This window comes from Candidatus Pseudothioglobus singularis PS1 (assembly GCF_001281385.1).
Lineage (GTDB): Bacteria > Pseudomonadota > Gammaproteobacteria > PS1 > Pseudothioglobaceae > Pseudothioglobus > Pseudothioglobus singularis.
Map to the genome: position 1 here is coordinate 932,584 of NZ_CP006911.1, position 15,785 is coordinate 948,368.

General features: G+C 36.9%; 18 protein-coding genes. 13 read left to right on the forward strand and 5 right to left on the reverse strand.

Features of this window, described 5'->3' with window-relative positions:
* Window positions 1-20: 20 nt before the first annotated feature.
* Entirely contained in the window at window positions 21-1,511 is a 1,491-nt protein-coding gene (locus W908_RS04780; protein WP_053820150.1) for a cryptochrome/photolyase family protein, read from the forward strand.
* A 51-nt stretch (window positions 1,512-1,562) separates the two neighbouring features.
* On the opposite strand, the gene W908_RS04785 is transcribed toward W908_RS04780, so the two are convergent.
* Window positions 1,563-3,200, reverse strand: coding sequence for a bifunctional metallophosphatase/5'-nucleotidase (locus tag W908_RS04785; protein ID WP_053820151.1), 1,638 nt, complete (start codon window positions 3,198-3,200; stop codon window positions 1,563-1,565).
* 188 nt (window positions 3,201-3,388) lie between these two features.
* On the opposite strand from W908_RS04785, the gene W908_RS04790 reads away from it, so the two are divergent.
* The gene (locus tag W908_RS04790; protein ID WP_020024818.1) at window positions 3,389-3,574 is read left to right on the forward strand and encodes a hypothetical protein; all 186 of its coding nucleotides are present in this window, start codon (window positions 3,389-3,391) and stop codon (window positions 3,572-3,574) included.
* A 2-nt stretch (window positions 3,575-3,576) separates the two neighbouring features.
* On the opposite strand, the gene W908_RS04795 is transcribed toward W908_RS04790, so the two are convergent.
* Complete coding sequence (locus W908_RS04795) at window positions 3,577-6,621, reverse strand: efflux RND transporter permease subunit (RefSeq protein WP_053820152.1); 3,045 nt, start codon at window positions 6,619-6,621, stop codon at window positions 3,577-3,579.
* Window positions 6,622-6,780: 159 nt separating this feature from the next.
* Here W908_RS04795 and W908_RS04800 point away from each other — a divergent pair, with 159 nt between their 5' ends.
* Both W908_RS04800 and W908_RS04805 read left to right on the forward strand, forming a co-directional pair.
* Entirely contained in the window at window positions 6,781-7,707 is a 927-nt protein-coding gene (locus W908_RS04800; RefSeq protein WP_053820153.1) for a nucleoside phosphorylase, read from the forward strand.
* Window positions 7,694-8,122, forward strand: a complete 429-nt coding sequence (locus W908_RS04805; protein WP_053820154.1) for a hypothetical protein — start codon at window positions 7,694-7,696, stop codon at window positions 8,120-8,122. The genes W908_RS04800 and W908_RS04805 overlap by 14 nt, the downstream gene beginning before the upstream one ends.
* A 191-nt stretch (window positions 8,123-8,313) precedes the next feature.
* On the opposite strand, the gene W908_RS08815 is transcribed toward W908_RS04805, so the two are convergent.
* Together W908_RS08815 and W908_RS04810 are read right to left on the reverse strand one after the other, a co-directional pair.
* Window positions 8,314-8,490 carry a hypothetical protein gene (locus W908_RS08815; protein WP_200908873.1) on the reverse strand — a complete coding sequence of 59 codons (177 nt, stop codon included), beginning with the start codon at window positions 8,488-8,490 and terminating at the stop codon, window positions 8,314-8,316.
* Window positions 8,491-8,510: 20 nt separating this feature from the next.
* Entirely contained in the window at window positions 8,511-8,699 is a 189-nt protein-coding gene (locus tag W908_RS04810) for a hypothetical protein (RefSeq protein ID WP_020025535.1), read from the reverse strand.
* Between the two features lie 168 nt (window positions 8,700-8,867).
* On the opposite strand from W908_RS04810, the gene W908_RS04815 reads away from it, so the two are divergent.
* From W908_RS04815 to W908_RS04825, 4 genes are read left to right on the forward strand one after another with little or no spacing between them, the layout of a single operon-like run.
* Window positions 8,868-9,083, forward strand: a complete 216-nt coding sequence (locus tag W908_RS04815) for a TIGR02450 family Trp-rich protein (protein WP_053820155.1) — start codon at window positions 8,868-8,870, stop codon at window positions 9,081-9,083.
* 42 nt (window positions 9,084-9,125) lie between these two features.
* On the forward strand, window positions 9,126-9,515 hold the full coding sequence (locus W908_RS04820; RefSeq protein ID WP_053820156.1) for a toxin-antitoxin system YwqK family antitoxin: 390 nt from the start codon (window positions 9,126-9,128) through the stop codon (window positions 9,513-9,515).
* The gene (locus tag W908_RS08820) at window positions 9,508-9,675 is read left to right on the forward strand and encodes a hypothetical protein (RefSeq protein WP_197503556.1); all 168 of its coding nucleotides are present in this window, start codon (window positions 9,508-9,510) and stop codon (window positions 9,673-9,675) included. Before W908_RS04820 ends, W908_RS08820 begins: the two co-directional genes overlap by 8 nt.
* An 8-nt stretch (window positions 9,676-9,683) precedes the next feature.
* Window positions 9,684-10,124, forward strand: coding sequence for a gamma-glutamylcyclotransferase family protein (locus tag W908_RS04825; RefSeq protein WP_053820157.1), 441 nt, complete (start codon window positions 9,684-9,686; stop codon window positions 10,122-10,124).
* On the opposite strand, the gene W908_RS04830 is transcribed toward W908_RS04825, so the two are convergent.
* Entirely contained in the window at window positions 10,121-10,744 is a 624-nt protein-coding gene (locus tag W908_RS04830) for an aspartyl/asparaginyl beta-hydroxylase domain-containing protein (protein ID WP_053820158.1), read from the reverse strand. The two genes, W908_RS04825 and W908_RS04830, sit on opposite strands and share 4 nt — an antisense overlap.
* A gap of 106 nt (window positions 10,745-10,850) precedes the next feature.
* Here W908_RS04830 and W908_RS04835 point away from each other — a divergent pair, with 106 nt between their 5' ends.
* The 5 genes from W908_RS04835 (at window position 10,851) to W908_RS04855 (ending at window position 15,679) form a co-directional block, all read left to right on the forward strand.
* Entirely contained in the window at window positions 10,851-11,045 is a 195-nt protein-coding gene (locus tag W908_RS04835) for a hypothetical protein (RefSeq protein WP_053820159.1), read from the forward strand.
* 127 nt (window positions 11,046-11,172) lie between these two features.
* Window positions 11,173-11,949 carry a co-chaperone DjlA gene (gene djlA, locus W908_RS04840; RefSeq protein ID WP_053820160.1) on the forward strand — a complete coding sequence of 259 codons (777 nt, stop codon included), beginning with the start codon at window positions 11,173-11,175 and terminating at the stop codon, window positions 11,947-11,949.
* A 327-nt stretch (window positions 11,950-12,276) separates the two neighbouring features.
* Entirely contained in the window at window positions 12,277-12,465 is a 189-nt protein-coding gene (locus W908_RS04845) for a hypothetical protein (RefSeq protein ID WP_053820161.1), read from the forward strand.
* A gap of 199 nt (window positions 12,466-12,664) precedes the next feature.
* Entirely contained in the window at window positions 12,665-14,236 is a 1,572-nt protein-coding gene (locus tag W908_RS04850; RefSeq protein ID WP_053820162.1) for a Re/Si-specific NAD(P)(+) transhydrogenase subunit alpha, read from the forward strand.
* Between the two features lie 9 nt (window positions 14,237-14,245).
* Window positions 14,246-15,679 (forward strand): NAD(P)(+) transhydrogenase (Re/Si-specific) subunit beta, encoded by a 1,434-nt coding sequence (locus W908_RS04855; RefSeq protein WP_053820163.1) that lies wholly within the window; start codon window positions 14,246-14,248, stop codon window positions 15,677-15,679.
* The last annotated feature ends 106 nt before the right edge of the window (window positions 15,680-15,785 follow it).

A 15,785-nucleotide genomic window follows, 5' to 3' on the forward strand; every position in this document is an offset into this window, starting at 1 on the left:
TTAACTAAAATTATCAACCAATGAACAAAGTATTTGTAATTCTTGGTAATCAGCTTTTTGAGCCTGAAATCCTAAAAAACCTGGGTTGTAGCGACGTCTTCATGTCAGAAGATTTCCACCTTTGTACCTATGAAAAACATCATAAACTTAAGCTATACCTCTTTCTTTGTTCAATGCGGGAGTATAAAGACGAATTAGAGTCTCATAATATTTCAATTCACTACACTCAGCTTGATGATCGTCAGGAGGGTCAATCATATTCAGATCACCTTACAAAATTCATAATTGATAACAATATTCAGGAAATCAATCACTTTGAAATTGAAGACAAAGATTTTGAAAAAGAACTTCTAGAAGGTATAAATAAATCTAATATCCAGATAGTCTCTCACCAATCTCCTAACTTCCTCTTTTCTAGAGAAGAATTTCACTCACTACATAAAGATAAAAAAGTATTTAGGATGGCTAACTTTTATCAGCAAGGAAGGAAAAAATTTAATATATTGCTTGATGAAAACCAAAAGCCTGCTGGAGGTAAATGGTCCTTTGATCAAGAAAATAGAAAGAAAATCCCTGCAAAGACAGTCATTCCAGAGCTACCTAAACCAAACCTTTCTAAGTACCACGATGAAATCTGCACTCTCATCAATAAGCATTTTGATGAACATCCTGGATTTCTTGATAATCCGTGGTTCCCTGTCACTCGCAAAGAAGCTAATGAACAATTTTTGGACTTTATTAGAAATAGGATGATTAACTTTGGTGTCTATGAAGATGCCATGTTAGAGGGTCAAAACTTTTTGTTTCATAGCTGTATTAGTGCATCTATGAATATTGGACTTCTTTCACCAAAAAATATACTTGAAATACTGCTTGAAAGTGCTGATGAATTTCAAATCCCTATGAACTCTCTTGAGGGCTTCATTAGGCAAGTTTTGGGATGGAGAGAATTCATCCGAGGTATTTATCAAGAAAAAGGTGATTTCCAGCTTAACAGCAATTACTGGGGCCACACTGGCAAATTAACTGACAGCTGGTACGAAGCCTCAACGGGCATTGTGCCTCTTGATGACTCCATTAAAACCGCACTTCAGGATGGCTACAATCATCACATACCAAGACTTATGGTAATCAGCAATCTTATGAATCTTTGTGAAATTGACCCTAAAGAGATTTACCGTTGGTTCATGGAGATGTATATTGACTCTTCAGATTCGGTTATGGTGCCCAATGTTTTTGGCATGGCAACCTATTCAGATGGCGGGCTCATGTCTACTAAGCCTTATACCTGTGGATCAAATTATTTCTTAAAAATGAGTAATTATAAGAGGGGTGATTGGTGTGATACTGTTGATGGACTCTATTGGCGTTTTATCGAAAAAAATAGAAGCTTCTATCAGTCTAATCCTAGACTTTCCCTTCAGGCTACATTTCTTGACAGACTTTCCCCAGAACGTAAAGAGTTAATCTTTGATAGAGCAGAAACTTTTATCTCAGAGCACACCCAATAAAAAAGGACCAACATGGTGTTGGCCCTTTTCATCTAGTTAATTGATTTTTAGCTACTCTTGATTAATGCGACCATCGGTATAACCAGAATAACCTGGGTTTGCATCAATATAGGCAGCAACCACGTCTGCTAAGTCAGGACCAAAGTCATAAATATCAGAAGCAGAGCGGAATACCTTGTATCCATCGCCACCACCACGGATAAAGTTGTTTGATACCATACCGTAGGTTCCATAAAGATTTAAGTTGCTCCAGCCATACTCATCCTGAGTCTCAATTGAAGTCACCCTATCTCCAGCAGGTCTAGTTGCATCAAAAGTAAAGCGCATTCCTGAGACTTGAGGGAATCTTCCAGCAACATCCTCAACCTCACTAACTCCATTCTCAATAGCAGTTAGCAGCTGTTTGCCTGTAACCTTAAAGGTTGCCAAAGTATTCTGGAAGGGCAAAATCGTCATAACCTCTCCAAGAGTGACTTGACCAGAATCAAGCGAAGCTCTAATGCCACCTGAATTCATAAGTGCTATTGTATAGCCTTTATCCATTACAGCATGCCTCATTGCATCTGCAATCATATTGCCCATATCACACTCCTGAACTCTACAAACTGCCCTGTTTCCATTTAACTCACTCGAGACACTACCGACCTCTCTTTCTTTGAGTTCGTTAATTGGCACTTCAAGCTCATCTAAGCGAGCAACAACGTCACTATTTTCACTAATTAATTTATCAATTGTGATTGGCTCACCAGTTGCAGATACGACCTCTCCTTTGTCATCAAAGACAACTGAAAGCTCACCAAGAAACTTTCCATACGCATAAGCCTGGATAATCTGAGTATCATTTACAACGGTTGGATAAGGACCCTTTGCCCTGTCACTAACATTAGACAAGTAAGTATTATCATGTCCACCTACAATCACATCAACACCGGTTGTATTAGCTGCAATCTCCTTATCAATTGCATATGAAGAGTGAGATAAAAGGATAATGATGTTAACGCCTTGCTGAGTTAGCGCATCGACTTCAGTCTGAACTGCAGTAATAGCGTCAGTAAAGATAATGTTATCGCCAGGACTAGAAATATCAACTACATCCTCAGTCACGACACCAATAAGTCCAATCTTTCGGTTATCTTTAACAATAATGGTTGATTTTTGTAACTTGTCTTTGAGCTCAGGCTCGAGATCTACATTAGCATTCGCCATCAACACTGGAAAGTTCACAGTATCCATAAAAGCCCTTAATGTTACTGGCCCATCATCAAACTCATGATTACCAACTGCCATACCATCGTATTGCATCTTATTCATCATTTCTGCTGCTACTTTCCCTTTATACATGGTGTAGAAAAGGGTTCCCTGGAACTGATCACCACCGTCTAGCAAGATTGTGTTCTTATGTCTAGAGCGTGCATCTTCAATCGCTGAAATTAAGCGAGCAGAACCTCCAAAGCATTTACCTTCGGCATTATTTTCTGCTGAACAGTTGTTGTCATACTTACTTATTGGTCTAAATCTGGCATGAAAGTCATTTGTATGAAGAATGGTTATTTCAAATGATTTATGACCATCAGCAAATACAGGTTGTGAAGACAGGCCTAATGATAAAAAACAGCTCAGACCAATCACTAAAGGCATTGATCTTACTTTACTTAATCTAATAAAATGAAATCTCTTAAATAACTTCATCGCTACCCCTCCTTTTGTTTAGTATGTAATTAATAAATTTATTCAAACTCTTTCAAATTTGAATAAATTATTGTAGACCTTTTTACTGAGCTTAAAAAAAAGATTGCTCATAATATTTTTGATTTTTAAGACAATATTTAGAATATAAGTTTGACAAACTTTCAAGATAACTTAAATATAATTAGATAATGAATAAGCTTCTCATAACGCTATTTATTCTAACGCTTATAGCAATAGGATTCATTTATAAGGACATTTTGCTATGCCTTAAAGTAATATTGTACGGCGCATTTTGGTGGTCAATTATTGGACTAACAAAGTTCTTGTCTAGAGACTTTACAGATGGCAGAAAAAATGACTTTTTTGGAGAATAAATTTAAAGAAACCTAGTCTTTAACCTCGAAAACCAGTTGGAGACATCAAGATTAATTGAGTACAAACAAGGAAGTAGTATTAAAGTCACAAAAGTTCCAAATAATAACCCATAGCCAAGAGCCATAACCATTGGCTGTAAGAATGCATCTTTACCTCCAAAGCCATAAATCAGAGGCAGAACACCTGCAAGCGTTGTAAGGGTCGTTAATATTACTGCCCTTAGGCGGTCTTTTGCGCCCTTTGCAATCCACTCAATTGACGAACCATCCATATCTTTATTTTTCTTAATGAAATTTAGATGGCTTATCATCACTAATGAGTCATTTACAACAACACCAACTAATGCCAAGACGCCTAGCAAAACGAAAAAGCTAAATGTCTCAGAGTGAAAGAAAAAAGCCCAAACAACACCAATTAATGCAAAAGGAATGCTAAGGATAACTAATAATGGCTGAGAGTATGAATTAAAAAGAAGCGATATAAGCATATATATTCCAAATACAGCAAAACCAAGCGCCAAAGAAAAATCACTCAAGGCTTCTTTTGCTTCTAAGGAACTTCCACCTTCTATGACACGAACTTCAGGAAAATTGTTTATCAAATCGAGCTCATCAAGTGCTCTTTTTGAGACAGATTGTGCGGTAGTTACTGAATCTTCAACCGCAGCGCTTACTTTAACAACTCGCTCACCATTTAAATGCTTGTAGTTTGGATCACCCGGAGTCTCAATAACATTTGCAAATTGAGACATTGGAATCATTCTTCCTTGATTATTTCTGATCGAGGTTTTCGTAATATAATCATCAGAATAATTACTATCGCCAAGATACATTTTCACGTTTAAGCTAGTATTATTAAACTCAACATCAGAAACATCCATGCCGGAATAGATCGTTCTTAAGTGACTATAAACCTGCTGATATTGAATACCTAATCTTGCCATTGACTCATAATCTAACAAAACTTCGATTCTATTTTTGCTTAAATCATCATCACGATCAATGTCACTTACACCCTCGAAGCTATTAAGAATCATTTCAAGCTGATCAACAGCTGCTTGACGCTGCTCGTCATTGCTTCCGATTAAACTTAACTCAATATCAAGGGCACCTCTAGGGCCACCCCTATTTGTCCTAAAATTAATCCTCGAAACGCCTTCAATACCTTCTGTTTCTGCCTTTAAAATTTCTATAATCTCTTTGGCAGTGACTTCACGGTCATTAGCTGGAATCAACGTAATTGCAATAGCCGCACGATTGGATCCTCTTGATCCAATTGTGCTTGTAAAAAAGTCTAGATTTGAGCCAACCTTATCCATAATAATCTCATCAATTTTGATGATGGACTGCTCTGTTGTCTCAACTGGAGTCCCAAGAGGAGTCTGCACTCTGATATTTATTGAATTTGTTCCGCTCGATGGCCACTGGATATAAGAAATTTCTTTTGTTCCTATATAAGCACTAAAAGCAAGAAGAGCAATAAACAGGCTCAAAATGATAAAGCGCCACCTAAGAATTACTAATAATGCTTTTTCAAACCACCTTTCGACGGGTTTAAACCATGTTTTTTGTTTATTAGCCTCACTACCAGACATATGAGCCGGTAAGGCGATGCTTACCTCAAGTAATGAAAACGTTAGTGCACAGATAACAGTAATTGGCAAAATGTATATAAATTTTCCTGTGGTACCACTGACTAATAGAACAGTTGATATGGCAAGGACAGTAGTTAAAATAGTCGTAATAACAGGCATGATGACTCTTTTAAGGCCATCAACGATATTTTGATAGACGTCACCACCCTTCTCTTTAAAGTGGTGAATACTCTCAGCTATGATGATGCTGTCATCCACAACCAAACCTAGCACTAAAACCATTCCAATCGTTGAAATTAAATTAATTGTTTCACCTGCGAAGCCCAAAAAAGCTACAGTTCCTAATAGCGTCACAGGGATGCTCACAGCAACCCAGAATGCAGTTTTTAAAGACAAAAATAAGCCCAAAACTACCATAATTAGAGCCAGTCCCACTAGAGCATTATTCATTACAATGTTTAATCGATTGGATACCGGCTTTGATCTGTCATCAGTAACAATCAAATTGAGGTTTGAAGGATAAGACTCTTTAAGAGTATCTAAAGTCGCCCTTACTTTTTCAATGGTTCTAATAACGTCTGCTTTTTCTGTTTTTGTAACTTTAAGAATGTAGCCCTTAGTTCCATTAATACGAGTAACTGTGTTGAAACCGATTTCACCCTCATCGATGGTTGCAATGTCTTTTAATAAAATGGTTGGCCCATCAAAACTAGACTTTACAACAACATTCTCCAAAGACTCCATGGTTTCATATTCAGAGATAATAACTATATTTTTTTGATTCCTTCCTTGATTATTATCACCAATAGCAGAGCGAACATTTTGGTCCGCGATGACACTTCTTACCTGGTCAAAAGAGAGCTGATACTGAAAGAGCTTTTCTGGATTGATTCTGATTTGAACTTCTCTTTCTGAATCCCCACTTACATTCACACTTGAAACACCATCAATCAAAGATAAATTTTTCTCAATATTGTTTGCAATGGCTTTAGCGGTCTCAACATTGATACTGTCGCCACCAATAACGATTGTAAGAATTGGCCACTCTGTACTGGTTCTATCAACCACTCTTGGATCATTTGCATCCTCAGGCAAGTCTTCGATTTCATTGACCGCTTCAGAAATACTATCCTTTACCTCCTGAATATCATCTACCTCTTCATCAATTTCTATATTGATACGAGATGAACCCTCTGAGGAGGTTGAGGTTAACTCTTTAATTCCATAAATTCCTTTTATTTTGTTCTCAATAACATTAGTAATATTCTTCTCAACATCTCTTGGAGAGGCGCTCGGATATGAGGTATTGATTGATAGTCGGTCAAATTCTATGACAGGATAAGTATCACGCTGTATTTTTTGTAGTGTCATAAATCCAAGTATGACAATTGATAAAGTAAACAGGAGGGCCAACTTTTTTTGTCGAACAAGAAAGTTTAAGAAAGCATTCATAATTTAAATACGCTTCGAGCTCTTTAATTTGGATTGTAATCGACTGGCAGACATATGGCACTCACCCCTTTTTAATGTAATGTGCTTTAGTAGAAAAAATTATAACTTTGGATGTATATAATATTGATTAATATTTTACAAAAGATGAAGTTTAAGTGAATGTTTGATAAGTCTGAAATTGTCATTATTGATGAACGCCTTTATCACTTGGGGATAAAAAAAGGAGATCTTGCTCAAAACATTTTTATTGTTGGAGATCCTGCAAGAGCCATACGCGTATCTAAAGAATTTGACACTGTTGACCGTGAAATTTCAAATAGAGAGTACCTAACATTTACAGGCACATATAAGGGCATACCAGTATCTGTCATTGGAACGGGGATTGGAACAGATAACGTTGAAATTGCTTTAGTAGAGGCCTTTATTGAGCACGAATTCAATTTTGAGAGTAAAACAAGAAATACTAACTGTGAGCCAATGACATTAATAAGGCTTGGAACATCAGGTGGGGTTCAGTCAGATATCGCTCCTGGTTCGCAAGCCATTGGCTCATATGCGCTTGGCCTTGACAATACTGGCATCTATTTTGAAGAACCATCAAATGACCCTGTGATTGAAAGAATTGAAGAGTCTGCTAAAAAAATATTAAACAAGTCTATCCCTAGCTCATCAAGATTCAAAGGAAAACTGATCCCTTATGCTTCGAAAGCGTCAATTGAAGTTACTAATGCCTTGGAAAACCAGGCTTTAAAAAATGGTGTTGAATATGAAGTTGGTATTACTTCATCCTCTCCAGGATTTTATGGCCCATCCTCAAGATATATCGAAGGTTTAAAAAATACATTTCCAGACATCAAGGGAAGTCTTTCAAAGATTAATATTGATGGATTAAGAGTTCTTAATATGGAAATGGAGTCAAGCCTATTTTTTCATTTATGTTCTCAAATGGGATACCGAGCTGGAACAATTTGCACAGTCATCAGCGGACCAACAACGAGCGCCGCTGTTATTGATTATGACAAAGCAATCGGGAATACAATAAGGGTTGGTTTAAAAGCCATGAAAGAGCTATATGAATCAAGCTAACAAAACATTCAACTTCAGAATTCCAAGAAAGATATTTTTTTTAATTTCTTTAATTTCAGCTCAAATAGCTTTTGGCGATGAACTTAACATGATGAGTACAATTGATGGTGAGTCTAACAAAATTGTCGTTGAAAGCGTTGATTTTCAGAGATTAAAATCAAATGATGCAACTTACATATCAATCAAAAGCAAAGCAACTACAAATGTAAGGTGCGCACTTTATGACAAAAACGGGAGACCTGTAACCACAGTTGAAGGAATTATTTCGCCGCCTGAAACAAAGCTTCAAGCTGAATCTAAAAACGTAATGGTCACCTCAGTGAAATGCATAGAACAAAAAAGGGAAGGAACAGAACATAGCAATGACAATCTTGACATCTATTACAAAATGCCAACATTTTTATTGGACGATTAATTTACATCATACTTACAGTTTCACACAGACCCAATATCTAGTAAAAAACTCACTAGATATTAGGACTTTGATTCTACAAAACTATTTTTGATTTTCTATATTTTTAAACTCTCGGACAGTCAAAACTGCTCCAATAATTGCCATAACAAAACAAAACAGACCCGTAATAAATATTAATGAATCATCCATAGTTAGTCCTTCCTCGATATTATCTTGAAATATATAGCAAATGTTAGAATTGATGGGATCCAGGTGGAAGTAAACAAAGCCTCTTGTTTTGTATCAACCCCTTGAAACCACAGATAAGCTGTCGTTACAAAAGCAACCCCAACTGAAATTAAAATACATATATCTGACGTTTTAATCATAATTACATCCTTATTAAAATTTAATCTTCATTCCAAAAAGCCCAAGACCCAATCAATAGAAGTATCACAGCCAATGATGCGTGTGCACGCGTGCTTGTTTCTTGAGGTAACTCTATTAAAAATGGGATAATATTAGCCATACCAAGTAGAAGCCAAACCACTGCTAATGCAGCCAATGAAAGCGCAATTACCCCTATTTTTTTTCTCATGTTATTATTTGTAGTTCAACTTCAATTGAGCAGTTTAGAGAGAAGACATCTTTGGACTATGAAGAATTAATGAATATTGAGTGGAGATTGATTAATAACTTTTAATTCAGCCAATATTTAACTGAATATGAAATAATTAATTAGATAAACCATAAGATAGATAAGTCAATGAATCAAATTAATCCAAAAAAATTATTAAATAGTAAGTGGACTAAAATATTACCAACTAACAATGAAAAACATTTTTTGATTTCTGAACTTAAATATGATGATAATGAGTTAATCAGTGATTGTTTAATTGAGGCAATCATTTCAAAGAATAATGAGTCAATAGACTGGAATGAATTAAAAGACTCAAATAAGTGGCAACAAGGCTGGAAATAAATATGCAAGAAATAGTTCTTTTTTTTTTAATATAATAAGTCTATGAAAAAAAATAAAAATGGTCTCAATACTGAACTACTTGAAAATGGAATGACGCTTCAAACAAACTATGACAATGGTCTTAAAAATGGTATTGAAACGTATTGGTATGCCAATGGTCAAAAGGCCTCTGAAGGCTCTTATCTCAAAAACAAACTGGAGGGATCGCTTACCTACTGGTATGACAATGGCACCAAAGCCTCTGAAGGCTTCTATAAAAATGATAAGCCTGAGGGTATACAAAGGGCATGGAATGAGAATGGTCAACTTGAGTCTGAGCAAGAATATAAAAATGGGGTTTTGAATGGCGCATCTATATTCTATGAGAATGGAGTAAAAACTGCTGAATATGTCTTTAAAAATGGTGATGTAGTTGGTGATTTGAATGGATGACAGGCTCATTGACTGCCACACAGAGCTTAAAAGACTGCGTGACTTACAATATGAGTCTGACTTTAATGACAACATTCAACAGTCAAACTTCTACAAACAAAAAGCTGAATACATTCAAAACCTTATTAAAAAAGGTGTTGACTCTATTCCTAACTTTTAATTAAAAATATGCCTTCCGTAACAAACTACTATTTTGGCTATGGATCTAATTTATCGAAAGATCAAATGTTTGTACGCTGCCCTGAGTCAAGCTACCTGACTTCTGGAAGACTCTCAGACTATTCTTGGTTCATCAATACTCGAGGATATGCCAGTATAAGGCAAAATCTAAATGATTTTGTTTTGGGAGAGATATTTACACTCACTGGTAAAGATATCGAATTATTAGACATCTATGAGAGTGTAGCAGAGGGAATGTATGAAAAGTTTATTATGAGTGTTTCAACTCTTAATGGCGATATTGATTGCCTCGTTTATGTTGCAACTGATAATGAGAATGGTCAACCACAAGCTGAGTATATTGAAAGAATCAACCATGGCATTAAAAGTGCAAACCTCCCTTCAGCTTATGTTCAAAAATCAATCAGACCATTTATTCCAGAAAGTTAAAGGATAGTATTCAATTCGTCATTAACAAAACAATCAATAACTAAATGATATCTATCAATATCACTATTATTGATTACTTCATGAGGCTTAGTCACATCAATGTAGTAGTAACGACCAGTAGTTAAATTTAGCTCTTTGCCGACCTCATCAGCATCATTTTCATAAATAGTAAAAACTACTTGGTCATTTGTTCTTATCGGAACATGAAGCCTGACAATCTTTTTCTTTTCAATATCTACATCAATATTATCAGTATGTTTTCGAAGTGATTTACCAGCAGCAAGCTTCATGAATCGAATTCTCTCAAATTCACATGGCAACTTACAAATCATCTCACAGATTGGCCTCATAACTGGATCATTACATAAAGTGGTCCATTGCAAATTTGAATCAATCTTAATATTGTTATTAACAAATCCTGGCTTAAATATATCAGAAGGATTTGGGCCAAAACCATGAAGTGAGAGTGCTGTCCATATATGATTATTTTTAAATGGCTCTATTTGTGTCAATAGTTGAAATTTGAGCCTATCAAGATAATTAGCAACCCCTGACAAATCATTCTTGTATGGATGGATTGAAATCTCATAATCATTTGCAGATCGGTTTATGTATGGCATTTTTTGGTCTCTCAGTCAATCATAAAAATACATTTTATACTCTCGTTTAAGGACAAATGAAAATTTAAGCTTTCTGTATACTAAAGCAATATTATAAGGAGTCAAAATGTATTGTATCCAAACAGAAATACCTCAAGAAATTTGTGAGATTGATGATGAACTCAAGGCTATCTATCACAGTAAAAACAGTGTCTGTATTTGGATATTTAAAAAAAGAGAAGATAGAAATAGATTTTTGGATGAAACTGCTGGAATGCTAAAGGATGATAGAGAAAGCCATTACGAAACTTTCTACAATTAATTCATTCATTGAAGAGTTTATCATTATTGATTAATGATCTAAATAAATGCAATCTCCTCTTGAATACTAAAACTATGGTCTTATTTAATAAAGATATAATGGTTATTTTTTAAATGAAAAATTTAATATGAGTTGGTGGTCATCAGTTATTGGCGGTGCAGTAGGCTTCATGATTGGAGGTCCTCTAGGCGCTATGCTAGGGGTAGCCTTTGCAAGTAATTTTTCAAAAAGAAGATCTAGCTCTGGTTTCTCTAATAACTTTGGCCCAGGGAATCAACAGCGTGTTCAGGCAGCCTTCTTTAGTGGCGTATTCTCTGTCATGGGATACATCTCAAAAGTTGATGGAAAGGTTTCAAAATCAGAGATTATTCTAGCTCAACAGGTGATGCAGCATATGCAATTATCCGAGGAAATGAGTAAAGTTGCCAAAGACCTCTTCAATCAAGGAAAGCAATCAGACTTTAACTTAAGTGAGGTGCTCGAACAATTCCGTGTTGAAACGCACAGAAGGACCCACCTCATTCGAATGTTTTTAGAAATTCAAATCCAAGCAGCCTACGCAGACGGAGTCTTTGACAGTAGTGAACATAATGCGCTCAGAGATATCGCTCAAAAGCTTCACTTTCCGCTTCATGAGCTAGAAAACCTTATTCAACAGTTTTCAGCCACTAAGAGCGGCACTAAGGGCATCTCTGTTGATGATGCATATAAAGTATTAGGAATTGACAAATCATACGGCGACAAAGAAATTAAGCGTGCCTACAGACGCCTTTTAGCTCAGCACCATCCAGACAAGCTTGTTGCCAAAGGGCTTCCTGAGGAGATGCAAAAGTTAGCAAACGAAAAGACACAAGAAATTATTAGTGCCTATGAAATCATTAAAAAGCATCGAGGTATGCGCTAACTGGATATTTCTATTTTAATTAGAATGGCTCTAGAGCCAACGCGCGTCTCAACTGAGATAACTCCTTCATTTTGATATCAATGCCATCACTCAAGCCTTTGAGTATTTGAACTCTGGCTCTTTATCTAAATAACTCAAAATCTTCATCTAATCTTTATATCAATTTATTAGAATATGTTTTTTTTTAATAATTTTGATTAACGATGGAAACAAAATTAGTTATCTGGACTACGCTGTGCATGGTTTTCATGCTCAGTTTTATGTACACAATGGTTAGCATCATTAGTAGTTTTGTTAACTAGCCACTCTAGGAGATTTAATAAGATTATGACACTTGCAAAATATAATACAAAAAATGGCTCTCCCAATGATCGTCGCAAGACTAAAAGAGCATTAGAGAGAGAATTCCAAGAAATTAGAAACATGGAGTCGTCTATGGATAATGACTTAAAAGACGCTTATTTAAACAACTTAACATTTCTTCAAGAAGAGTTAAGAGGAAATGAAGCTCTTTAAATATACATTTGCAATTTTAGGTTACTCTTTACTTGCTCTATTTCTTTATGTGGGTGTAACAAATTTTTAATTAAATTTAATTGTGATATTATTATCATATATATCTAAACATATATATCTTTTATTGATAGTATGCTAAAATATAGTTAAATATAAAATTTTAAGACGGTGAAAGGCCGCGTCATACAGGACGAAAATTATGAAAATTGGAGCGCTCAAAGAAACATTATTAGGTGAACGCCGCGTTGCTCTAACTCCTGACAGTGCTGTTCAGCTTCAGAAGCTGGGTTATGATTGCCTGGTCGAGAAGAATTCTGGGCTGGCTGCTGGCTTTAGTGATGAGCAATACAAATCTGTAGGTGTTGAAATTGTAGATACCCCTAATGAGCTTACTGAGGCTTGTGATGTAATTGTCAAGGTTCTTCCTCCGAGTGAATCTGAACTCAAAGAACTAACCTCATCCAAGACGCTAATCTCCCTCTTCTACCCTGGTAGCAATGAAGCGCTATTGTTGTTGGCTAAATCTTCTGAGTCTAACGTTATTGCTATGGATATGGTACCTCGGATCAGCCGCGCTCAAAAAATGGACGTCCTATCTTCTATGGCAAATATCTCTGGTTACCGAGCTGTGATTGAAGCTGGTAATAACTTTGGTCGTTTTTTTACTGGTCAAATGACTGCTGCTGGCAAGGTTCCTCCAGCAAAGGTTTTGGTTGTTGGAGCTGGCGTTGCTGGGCTTGCTGCTATTGGTACCTCTACCTCTCTTGGTGCAATCACCTATGCATTTGATGTTCGCCCTGAGGTGGCCGAACAGGTCGAATCTATGGGCGCTAAATTTGTTTTTTTAGATTTTGCAGATGAACAGGTCAACGATGCCTCAACTGGCGGCTATGCTTCAGTATCTTCCCCTGAATTTGCAGCTGCTCAATTGGACAAGTTTCGTGAGATTGCGCCAGAAATGGATATTGTTATTACAACTGCTTTAATTCCTAACCGAGAAGCTCCTGAACTTTGGACTGCAGATATGGTTGCTTCCATGAAGCCGGGTTCGGTCATAGTCGATTTGGCTGCAGAAAAGGGTGGAAATTGCAAGTTGACTGTTATTGATGATCGTATTGTGACAGAGAATGGAGTTATTATTATTGGTTATACAGACTTTCCAAGTCGCATGGCTGCTCAGGCAAGTTCGCTCTATGCCAGTAATATTCGTCACATGATTTCAGATTTAACACCTAGCAAAGATGGAGTAATCGTTCATGACATGGAGGACGATGTTATTCGTGGGGCAACAATCATTCATGCGGGTGAGATTACGTTCCCACCGCCCCCTCCCAAAGTTCAAGCTATAGCGGTTACCCACAAGGAAAGAATCCCAGATAAAACCCCAGAAGAAATTCGTGCTGATGAAGTTACAGCGTTTAAAAAGCAAACTAAAAATCAAATTATATTGCTAACTGTTGGTGGTGTTTTATTGTTCTTGGTTGGAAGCTATGCACCTGTTAGCTTCATGCAGCACTTTATTGTCTTCATCCTGTCTGTTTTTGTTGGTTTTCAAGTAATTTGGAATGTTAGCCACTCTCTTCATACTCCATTGATGGCTGTCACCAATGCTATTTCGTCAATCATCATTTTAGGGGCAATACTTCAGATAAGTTCAACCAGCTTTCTAGTAGTGATACTTGCTGCGATTTCAGTATTTTTTGCTGGCATCAATATATTTGGTGGCTTCCTTGTAACAAGACGCATGCTCGCCATGTTTCAGAAATCTTAAGGGCTTATTATGGAAATGGGTTTTACTTCCGCTGTCTATGTTCTTGCTGCCGTATTGTTTATACTATCACTTGGCGGACTGTCTGGTCAAGAAAGTGCAAAGCGCGCAGTTTGGTATGGTATTGCTGGTATGGCTTTGGCTGTTTCCGCGACCTTACTTGGACCGGGAAATGGACTATGGTGGCTATCACTTGTATTGATTGCTGCTGGCGGACTAGTTGGTTACCAGTTAGCATCGAAAGTTGCTATGACTCAAATGCCAGAATTAGTTGCAGGTATGCATGCATTAGTAGGACTTGCTGCAGTATTTGTGGGCTTTAATACTCACTTTGAACTTGTCAATATTGCATCGATGGATTTGGCTGCCATGAAATCGCTGGAAGGTTTTTCGGCGTTGCTCGCTAAAAAATCTGCTGTTGAAATAAATATACTTCGCGTTGAAACCTCACTAGGTATTTGGATCGGTGCTGTCACATTTACCGGCTCCATCATTGCATATGGTAAGTTGGCAGGCAAAGTAACCTCAACAGCGTTTAAATTACCTGGAGGTCACTTTCTTAATGCGGCTGCAGCCCTGTTATCAATATTATCAGCAGTTTGGTATTTAAATAGCGGTGAGTTATTGTCAATGATTGTATTGACATTTCTAGCATTGTTCATCGGATATCACTTAATCATGGGTATTGGCGGGGCTGATATGCCTGTTGTAGTATCAATGCTCAATTCTTATTCGGGATGGGCTGCGGCGGCGATTGGATTTAGTCTTGGCAATGATGTTTTAATTGTTGTTGGATCACTCGTTGGATCGTCAGGCGCTATCTTGTCTTATATCATGTGTAACGCCATGAATCGATCTTTTGTGAGTGTTATTCTAGGTGGCTTTGGCGGCTCATCTGGTCCACAAATGGAGTTTCATGGTGAGCAAGTATCTATTGAGGCAGATGGTGTTGCTTCTGTCCTAAATGATGCTGACAGTATTATCATTATTCCAGGCTACGGCATGGCTGTTGCTCAAGCGCAACAATCAGTTTCTGAATTAGCTCGCAAGTTAAGGGCACAAGGTAAAAATGTACGCTTTGCCATTCATCCAGTTGCTGGACGTTTGCCCGGTCATATGAATGTACTTCTGGCTGAGGCTCGAGTGCCCTATGATATTGTTATGGAGATGGATGAGATTAATGCTGATTTTTCAGATACCGATGTGGCCATTGTCATTGGATCCAATGACATTGTTAACCCTGCAGCGCAAGACGATCCAAATAGCCCAATTGCTGGAATGCCTGTCTTGGAGTGCTGGAAAGCTAAACATGTCTTTGTCTCTAAAAGAGGCCAAGGAACAGGATATTCTGGAATCGAAAACCCATTATTCTTTAAAGAGAATACTAGAATGCTCTATGGAAACGCGAAAGAATCACTCGACAAACTCCTCCCAATGATCGACTAAGAAACCACTTTAAGTATTAAATCTTCTAGCAATATTTCTTTATCTTGTTATCACAATTTTTCATCTTTAGCTCAAGTCAGCAGTGGAGCAGTAATAAGACTTTTCT

Excerpts from the sequence above, each read along its gene's own strand:
- W908_RS04780 (WP_053820150.1), top strand. The coding sequence starts at position 21 with ATGAACAAAGTATTTGTAATTCTTGGTAATCAGCTTTTTGAGCCTGAA.
- W908_RS04785 (WP_053820151.1), bottom strand. The coding sequence starts at position 3,200 with ATGAAGTTATTTAAGAGATTTCATTTTATTAGATTAAGTAAAGTAAGA.
- W908_RS04790 (WP_020024818.1), top strand. The coding sequence starts at position 3,389 with ATGAATAAGCTTCTCATAACGCTATTTATTCTAACGCTTATAGCAATA.
- W908_RS04795 (WP_053820152.1), bottom strand. The coding sequence starts at position 6,621 with ATGAATGCTTTCTTAAACTTTCTTGTTCGACAAAAAAAGTTGGCCCTC.
- W908_RS04800 (WP_053820153.1), top strand. The coding sequence starts at position 6,781 with ATGTTTGATAAGTCTGAAATTGTCATTATTGATGAACGCCTTTATCAC.
- W908_RS04805 (WP_053820154.1), top strand. The coding sequence starts at position 7,694 with ATGAATCAAGCTAACAAAACATTCAACTTCAGAATTCCAAGAAAGATA.
- W908_RS08815 (WP_200908873.1), bottom strand. The coding sequence starts at position 8,490 with ATGATTAAAACGTCAGATATATGTATTTTAATTTCAGTTGGGGTTGCT.
- W908_RS04810 (WP_020025535.1), bottom strand. The coding sequence starts at position 8,699 with ATGAGAAAAAAAATAGGGGTAATTGCGCTTTCATTGGCTGCATTAGCA.
- W908_RS04815 (WP_053820155.1), top strand. The coding sequence starts at position 8,868 with ATGAATCAAATTAATCCAAAAAAATTATTAAATAGTAAGTGGACTAAA.
- W908_RS04820 (WP_053820156.1), top strand. The coding sequence starts at position 9,126 with ATGAAAAAAAATAAAAATGGTCTCAATACTGAACTACTTGAAAATGGA.
- W908_RS08820 (WP_197503556.1), top strand. The coding sequence starts at position 9,508 with ATGGATGACAGGCTCATTGACTGCCACACAGAGCTTAAAAGACTGCGT.
- W908_RS04825 (WP_053820157.1), top strand. The coding sequence starts at position 9,684 with ATGCCTTCCGTAACAAACTACTATTTTGGCTATGGATCTAATTTATCG.
- W908_RS04830 (WP_053820158.1), bottom strand. The coding sequence starts at position 10,744 with ATGCCATACATAAACCGATCTGCAAATGATTATGAGATTTCAATCCAT.
- W908_RS04835 (WP_053820159.1), top strand. The coding sequence starts at position 10,851 with ATGTATTGTATCCAAACAGAAATACCTCAAGAAATTTGTGAGATTGAT.
- djlA (WP_053820160.1), top strand. The coding sequence starts at position 11,173 with ATGAGTTGGTGGTCATCAGTTATTGGCGGTGCAGTAGGCTTCATGATT.
- W908_RS04845 (WP_053820161.1), top strand. The coding sequence starts at position 12,277 with ATGACACTTGCAAAATATAATACAAAAAATGGCTCTCCCAATGATCGT.
- W908_RS04850 (WP_053820162.1), top strand. The coding sequence starts at position 12,665 with ATGAAAATTGGAGCGCTCAAAGAAACATTATTAGGTGAACGCCGCGTT.
- W908_RS04855 (WP_053820163.1), top strand. The coding sequence starts at position 14,246 with ATGGAAATGGGTTTTACTTCCGCTGTCTATGTTCTTGCTGCCGTATTG.